Source organism: Saccharomonospora iraqiensis subsp. iraqiensis (genome assembly GCF_000430445.1).
Lineage (GTDB): Bacteria > Actinomycetota > Actinomycetes > Mycobacteriales > Pseudonocardiaceae > Saccharomonospora > Saccharomonospora iraqiensis.
Genome location: NZ_KE387078.1, coordinates 1 through 3,668 on the forward strand (window position 1 = coordinate 1; position 3,668 = coordinate 3,668).

Here is a 3,668-nt window from a genome sequence, read left to right on the forward strand (position 1 = left end):
GGCGGGGGCGCCCGCCGTCTCGTTGGTCGACCGGCGGGCGGCGGAACTGCTGTCGGAGACGGTCACCCCGCAGGGGCTGGTCGCGGTGTGCGACACCGTGACCGTGGAGCCCGAGCGGGCCCTGTCCGGGACGCCCCGGCTGGTCGCGGTGCTGGTGGGCATCGCCGACCCGGGCAACGCGGGCACGGTGGTGCGCGTCGCGGACGCCGCGGGCGCCGACGCGGTCCTGCTCACCGGGGACGGGGTGGACGTCCACAACGGCAAGTGTGTGCGCGCCTCCACCGGGAGCCTGTTCCACCTCCCCGTCGCCGTCGAACGCGATCCCGCCGCGGCGCTGGCCGCCTGTTCCCGGGCGGGTCTGCGGACGGTCGCCGCGCACGGCCACGCGGAGTCCGATCTGACCACAGCGGAGGGTCTGGACTCCCCGACGGCCTGGCTGTTCGGCAACGAGGCCCACGGTCTGCCCGACGACGTGCTCGCGGCGGCCGACACCGCCGTGCGGGTGCCGCTGCCCGGCCGGGCGGAGAGCCTCAACCTCGCCACCGCCGCCGCGGTGTGCCTCTACGCCCGCGTGCTGCGACACTCCCCCTGACCGAGGGTGACCGGCGTGCGGGCCCCGGGCTCGCATAGAATCTCCGGCGTGCATCGCTGACGTGCGCTCACGCTCGCGTGCAGCCGCCAACCGTGAAGCGGACGTTCGAGGAGTTATGTCCGAAGCCGTGGAGAAGCAGGGGCCGGAGTCGGCCGACACACTCGCGCCGGAGACGGTGCGGGCCGCCGTCGACGAGGCCAGGGAGGCGTTCGCCGCCGCGACGGATTTGGACGCGCTGGCCGCGGTCAAGCCCGCGCACCTCGGGGACCAGTCGCCGTTGGCGCTGGCCCGCCGTGCGATCGGTGCGCTGCCCAAGGCGGAGAAGGCGGACGCGGGCAAGCGCGTGAACGAGGCGCGGCAGGAGATCCAGTCGGCCTTCGACGAGCGCCGTGCGGTCCTGCGGGCGGAACGCGACGAGCGGGTCCTGCGCGAGGAGGCCGTCGACGTGACGTTGCCGTGGGACCGCGTTCCGCGCGGCGCCCGGCACCCGATCACCACGATCGCCGAGCGCGCCGCGGACGTCTTCGTCGCCATGGGCTACGAGGTCGCCGAGGGCCCCGAACTGGAGGCCGAGTGGTTCAACTTCGACGCGTTGAACTTCGGCAAGGACCACCCGGCGCGGGCGACGGCCGACACCTTCTACGTCGCCCCCGAGGACTCCAACCTCGTGCTGCGCACGCACACCTCGCCGGTCCAGGCGCGGGCCCTGCTGCACCGTGACCTGCCGGTGTACGTCGTGTGCCCGGGGCGCACGTTCCGCACCGACGAGCTGGACTCCACCCACACCCCGGTCTTCCACCAGGTCGAGGGCCTGGCGGTGGACAAGGGTCTGACGATGGCGCACCTGCGCGGCACCCTGGACGCCTTCGCCCGGGCCATGTTCGGCGAGGAGTCGGGCACCCGGTTCCGGCCGCACTTCTTCCCGTTCACCGAACCGTCCGCCGAGGTGGACGTGTGGTTCCCGGAGAAGAAGGGCGGGCCCGGCTGGGTCGAGTGGGGTGGTTGCGGCATGGTCAACCCGAACGTGCTGCGCGCCTGCGGGGTCGACCCGGAGGTCTACTCCGGATTCGCGTTCGGCATGGGCCTGGAGCGCACCCTGCAGTTCCGCAACGGCATCCCGGACATGCGCGACATGGTGGAGGGGGACGTGCGCTTCACCCTCCCCTTCGGAACGGAGGCGTGAACGATGCGGGTCCCCGTCAGTTGGCTCACCGAGCATCTGGACATCGGCGCCGAGGTCACGGCGCAGGAACTCGCCGAAGCGTTCGTCCGCCTGGGTATCGAGGTCGAGGACGTGCGGCCGGTCGGCGACGTCACCGGCCCGCTGGTGATCGGTCGGGTCGTCGAGGTCGAGGAGCTGACCGGGTTCAAGAAGCCGATCCGGTACTGCCGGGTCGACGTCGGCGGTGACGTCGACTCCGATGCCGGGGCCGATGCGGGGGACGCGGTCCCGGACCCCACGCGGCCGCCGACGAACGGCATCGTCTGCGGTGCCACCAACTTCGCCGAGGGCGACCTGGTGGTGGCGGCGCTGCCGGGGGCGGTGCTGCCCGGTGACTTCACCATCGCCTCCCGCAAGACCTACGGCCGCGTCAGCGAGGGCATGATCTGCTCGGCCCGGGAACTGGGTCTGGGGGAGGACCACAGCGGCATCCTCGTGCTGCCCCCGGGAACCGCCGACCCCGGCGACGACGCCCGGGACGTGCTCGAGCTGGGCGACACGGTGCTGGATCTGGCCCCGACCCCGGACCGCGGGTACGCCCTGTCGGTGCGGGGTCTCGCGCGGGAACTCGCGGGCGCGTTCGACGTGCCGTTCGGTGACCCCGCGCAGGGGGAGCTGCCCGGTGCCGAGGGCGACGCCTGGCCGGTGCGCATCGACGACCCCGAGGGGTGCCGCCGGTTCGTGCTGCGCCGCGTGACCGGTCTCGACGCGGGCGCGCCGACCCCGTGGTGGATCCAGCGCCGCCTGCTGCTCGCCGGGATGCGGCCCATCTCGCTGGCGGTGGACGTCACCAACTACGTGATGCTGGAACTCGGCCACCCGCTGCACGCCTTCGACACCGGCGCGATCAAGGGTGACCTGGTGATCCGACGGGCGGAACCGGGCGAGACGTTGGTGACGCTGGACGACGCCGAGCGGAACCTGGACCCGGACGACGTCGTGATCGCCGACGACACCGGGGTGATCTCGCTCGCGGGCACGATGGGTGGTGCGAGCACCGAGATCCGCACCGACAGCACGGACGTGCTGCTGGAGGCCGCGCACTGGGACCCGGCCTCGATCAGCCGTACCGCGCGCAGGCACAAACTCTTCTCCGAGGCGGCCAAACGGTTCGAGCGGTTCACCGATCCCGAGCTGTGTGCGGCCGCGGTGGAGACGGCCGCCCGACTGTTGCGCCGGTACGGCGAGGGCAGCATCCGGCCCGGTCGGACCGACGAGGGGACGTCCGCGCAGGCCGAGCCGATCACCATGCCGATCAACCTGCCCGACCGGGTCGCCGGGGTGAACTTCGACCGCGGCGTCACCGTGCGCCGGCTCACCCAGGTCGGCTGCAAGGTGTCGGTGGGGACCGGCCAGGACGGGTCCGCACTGGTGAGTGCGGTGCCGCCGAGCTGGCGCGGTGATCTCGCCCAGCCCGCCGACCTGGTGGAGGAGGTGCTGCGGCTGGAGGGCTACGAACACATCCCCTCCGTGCTGCCGTCCGCTCCCGCCGGGCGGGGCCTGACCCGGGCCCAGCGCCGCCGACGTGCGGTGTCCCGCACGCTGGCCGAGGCCGGCTACGTCGAGGTGCTCCCGTTCCCGTTCGTCGCCCCGTCGACGTGGGACGACCTCGGTCTGCCCGCCGACGACGAGCGCCGGAACGCGGCGAGTGTGCAGAATCCGCTGGAGGCCGAGCGCCACCAGCTCGCGACGTCGCTGCTGCCGGGCCTGTTCGAGACACTGCACCGCAACCTCTCCCGCGGGTTCCGGGACGTGGCGCTGTACCACGTCGGCCAGGTCGTGCGCCCGCGCGAGGGCCAGTCCGCCGCGCCGGACCCGGGCGTCGCGCGGCGCCCGGACGATGCGGAGCTGGCC

3 protein-coding genes are annotated in these 3,668 nt (G+C 73.3%); all 3 read left to right on the forward strand.

Annotated features, from left to right (window positions below; translation table 11 throughout):
• The coding region (locus ACTIR_RS0108720; protein ID WP_026453973.1) for a TrmH family RNA methyltransferase at positions 1 to 592 on the forward strand (592 nt) is incomplete at its 5' end.
• Between the two features lie 115 nt (positions 593 to 707).
• On the forward strand, positions 708 to 1,775 hold the full coding sequence (gene pheS, locus ACTIR_RS0108725; RefSeq protein ID WP_007026837.1) for a phenylalanine--tRNA ligase subunit alpha: 1,068 nt from the start codon (positions 708 to 710) through the stop codon (positions 1,773 to 1,775).
• 3 nt (positions 1,776 to 1,778) lie between these two features.
• A partial coding sequence (gene pheT / locus ACTIR_RS0108730) for a phenylalanine--tRNA ligase subunit beta (protein WP_026453974.1) occupies positions 1,779 to 3,668 on the forward strand: 1,890 nt, incomplete at its 3' end.

Bases quoted from the DNA above. Each gene is read 5' to 3' on its own strand.
- pheS (WP_007026837.1), top strand. From the start codon at position 708: ATGTCCGAAGCCGTGGAGAAGCAGGGGCCGGAGTCGGCCGACACACTC.